The following is a 2,737-nucleotide window of genomic DNA, read 5'->3' as shown; positions in this document are numbered from 1 at the left end:
ACGCCGCGACCGGCGCTGTCGTCCCGCCGATCCACCAGGTCTCCACCTACAAGCAGGACGGCGTCGGCGGGCTGCGCGGCGGTTACGAGTACAGCCGGTCGGCGAACCCGACCAGGACGGCGCTCGAGGAGAACCTGGCCGCGCTGGAGGGCGGCAGCCGGGGTCTGGCGTTCGCGTCGGGCCTCGCGGCGGAGGACTGCCTGCTGCGCACGGTACTGACTCCCGGCGACCACGTGGTCATCCCGAACGACGCGTACGGCGGCACGTTCCGGCTGTTCGCGAAGGTCGCGCAGCGGTGGGGGGTGGAGTGGTCGGTCGCCGACACCTCCGACCCGACGGCGGTCCGCGCCCAGCTGCGCGACCGCACGAAGGTCGTGTGGGTGGAGACGCCGAGCAATCCGCTGCTGGGCATCACCGACATCGAGCAGGTGGCGGCGGTGGCGCGCGGCGCCGACGCGCGCCTGGTGGTGGACAACACCTTCGCGAGCCCCTACCTCCAGCAGCCGCTGGCGCTGGGCGCCGACGTGGTGGTCCACTCGACGACGAAGTACATGGGCGGCCACTCGGACGTGGTCGGCGGTGCGCTGGTGACGGCGGACGCGGCACTGGCGGAGGAGCTGGCGTTCCACCAGAACGCGATGGGCGCCATCGCCGGCCCGTTCGACTCCTGGCTGGTGATGCGGGGTGTGAAGACGCTGGCGGTCCGGATGGACCGGCACAGCGCGAACGCCGAGCGCGTCGCGGAGATGCTGGTGAAGCACCCGAAGGTCACCGAGGTGCTGTACCCGGGGCTGGAGAGCCACCCGGGGCACGAGGTCGCGGCCAAGCAGATGCGGTCCTTCGGCGGCATGGTGTCGTTCCGGGTCGCCGGCGGCGAGGAGGCGGCGGTCGAGGTCTGCAACCGCGCGGAGCTGTTCACGCTGGGTGAGTCGCTGGGCGGCGTGGAGTCGCTGATCGAGCACCCGGGCCGGATGACCCACGCCTCGGCGGCGGGTTCGCTGCTGGAGGTGCCGGGCGACCTGGTGCGGCTGTCGGTCGGCATCGAGTCGGTGGACGACCTGCTGGAGGACCTGCGAGCGGCGCTGGGCTGAGCGGTTCGTACAGCGGGGCCGGGTCCGTGCAGACGGGCCCGGCCCTTCGTCGGTCGTTCACCAGCCGTAGCCGGGCGGGGTGGTCTCCGGGGTGCCCACACCCCACGGCTGGGCGGTGACAAGCCAGCCGAGCAGCGCGGCGAGGGCCACGAGCAGCAGGAGCAGCAGTACGAGGCGCAGCGCCCGGCGGCGGCGCAGCAGGCGGTGGCCGAGACCGGCGGCGGTGTCGGCGAGGTCGGCCGGCACCGGCGGATGGGGGCCGACCTCCAGCAGCCGTCTGACCTGCTCCTCCCTCGGGTCGACGAGGTGGGTCATCGGCGCACCTCCGGGGCGGGGCGGCGGGCGGCGCGGAGGCGGTAGACCGAACGTGCCCGCAGCGCCCGCACCCGGTCCGCCGGCAGGCCGAGGGAGGCGGCGACCCGGTCCTCGTCCACCTCCTCGTAGACACACAGCACGAGGACCACGCGTTCCTGCGGGGTGAGGTCGCCCAGCGGGCCGCCGAGGGAGTGCCGGTGCCGCCGGGCGTGGCGGGTGAAGCGGTGGACGAGCTGCCAGCGGGCCGTGTCGTACGGATCGGTGTGCGGGCCCCAGCGAGCGTAGGTGTGGGCGAGCGCGCGATGCAGCAGCTCCCGGGCGGCGGGCGGCGGCGCCGCCGGTCGGCCGCCCGCCTGCCCGGGGCCGGGCGGGTCGGACGGCCCGGGCGGCCCGGGCGGGCCGGGTGGTTCGAGCGGTTCGGTGGTCAGCAGCGTGGCGACGCGCAGCAGCCGTCCGGCCGCACCGGAGACAAACGCCTCGAACTCCCGGGCGCGACGGCGGTCCCGGTCCGCTCGATCCCCCATCGGCACTCCCATTGACCCATGGGACCGCCGTGCCCGCGCGGGGTCAAGGGTCGTGCCGTGGGGAGGTGGACGCGCCGCTGGGCGCGGCATGTGAGACCCGACGCCGCCCGCCGCGCTCGGCGGCGGCCGCCGTGCTCAGCGGGGCGCGAAGGGGGCGTGGAGTTCGGAGAGCGCGTCGTTGAAGCGGGTGAGCAGCGCGCAGAAGACGTCCCGCTCCTCCGGCGACCAGTCCTTGGTGAGCAGCGCCATCAACTCCCGTCGGGAGGAGCGCACTTCGGCCAGCCGACCGGCCCCGCGCGGGGAGAGCTCCAGGACGACGGCGCGGCCGTCGTCGGGGTGCGAGGTGCGTTTGACCAGGCCGGAGTCGACGAGCGGGGCGACCTGGCGGGTGACCGTGGAGGAGTCGATGCCCATGCCGGCGGCGAGTGCCTTCACGCCGGTCGGGCCTTCCTGATCGAGGCGGTTGAGCAGCAGGTAGGCGGCGCGGTCCATGGAGTTGCGCGCCTGGCCGACGCCGCCGAGGCGGGTCTGTTCGGCGCGGCGGGCGAACAGCGCGACCTGGTGCTGTATCGCCTCCAGCAGCGGATCGGGCCCGCCGCCGTTGTCGGTTCCGCGACGGCGCGGCTGATCCTGTCGCACGTCGTCGGCTGTTGTCGTGTCCGGGTGCGTGGGCATGCCGGGGAGCTCACTTCTTCCGAAGTTCGGGCAGTTGGACGGTTGAGGGTGGCCACAGGGTACGCGGAGTCGGCCGTTCCCGTACCCGTACCGGGGCTCCGGGGGCCGCCGGGGCCCCGGTACGGGTACGGG

At 74.5% G+C, this 2,737-nt stretch carries 4 protein-coding genes; 1 reads left to right on the top strand and 3 read right to left on the bottom strand.

The features are described 5' to 3' along the window. The coding region (locus tag FNX44_RS25805; protein ID WP_143651391.1) for a cystathionine gamma-synthase at positions 1-1,091 on the top strand (1,091 nt) is incomplete at its 5' end. A gap of 57 nt (positions 1,092-1,148) precedes the next feature. On the opposite strand, the gene FNX44_RS25800 is transcribed toward FNX44_RS25805, so the two are convergent. The 3 genes from FNX44_RS25800 to FNX44_RS25790 all read right to left on the bottom strand — a co-directional run bounded on the left by FNX44_RS25800 (position 1,149) and on the right by FNX44_RS25790 (position 2,605). Beyond that, a complete protein-coding gene (locus FNX44_RS25800; protein ID WP_143651390.1) occupies positions 1,149-1,406 on the bottom strand; it encodes a hypothetical protein in 258 nt (85 codons plus the stop codon). Continuing rightward, positions 1,403-1,930 carry a sigma factor-like helix-turn-helix DNA-binding protein gene (locus tag FNX44_RS25795; protein ID WP_143651389.1) on the bottom strand — a complete coding sequence of 176 codons (528 nt, stop codon included), beginning with the start codon at positions 1,928-1,930 and terminating at the stop codon, positions 1,403-1,405. Before FNX44_RS25795 ends, FNX44_RS25800 begins: the two co-directional genes overlap by 4 nt. 135 nt (positions 1,931-2,065) lie before the next feature. Continuing rightward, entirely contained in the window at positions 2,066-2,605 is a 540-nt protein-coding gene (locus tag FNX44_RS25790; protein WP_143651388.1) for a MarR family winged helix-turn-helix transcriptional regulator, read from the bottom strand. Between the last annotated feature and the right edge of the window lie 132 nt (positions 2,606-2,737).

It is taken from the genome of Streptomyces alkaliterrae, assembly GCF_007097205.2.
GTDB classification, from domain to species: Bacteria; Actinomycetota; Actinomycetes; order Streptomycetales; family Streptomycetaceae; genus Streptomyces; species Streptomyces alkaliterrae.
The sequence above is the reverse complement of the archived record's forward strand: the minus strand, read 5'-3'. Positions and strand labels throughout refer to the sequence as shown.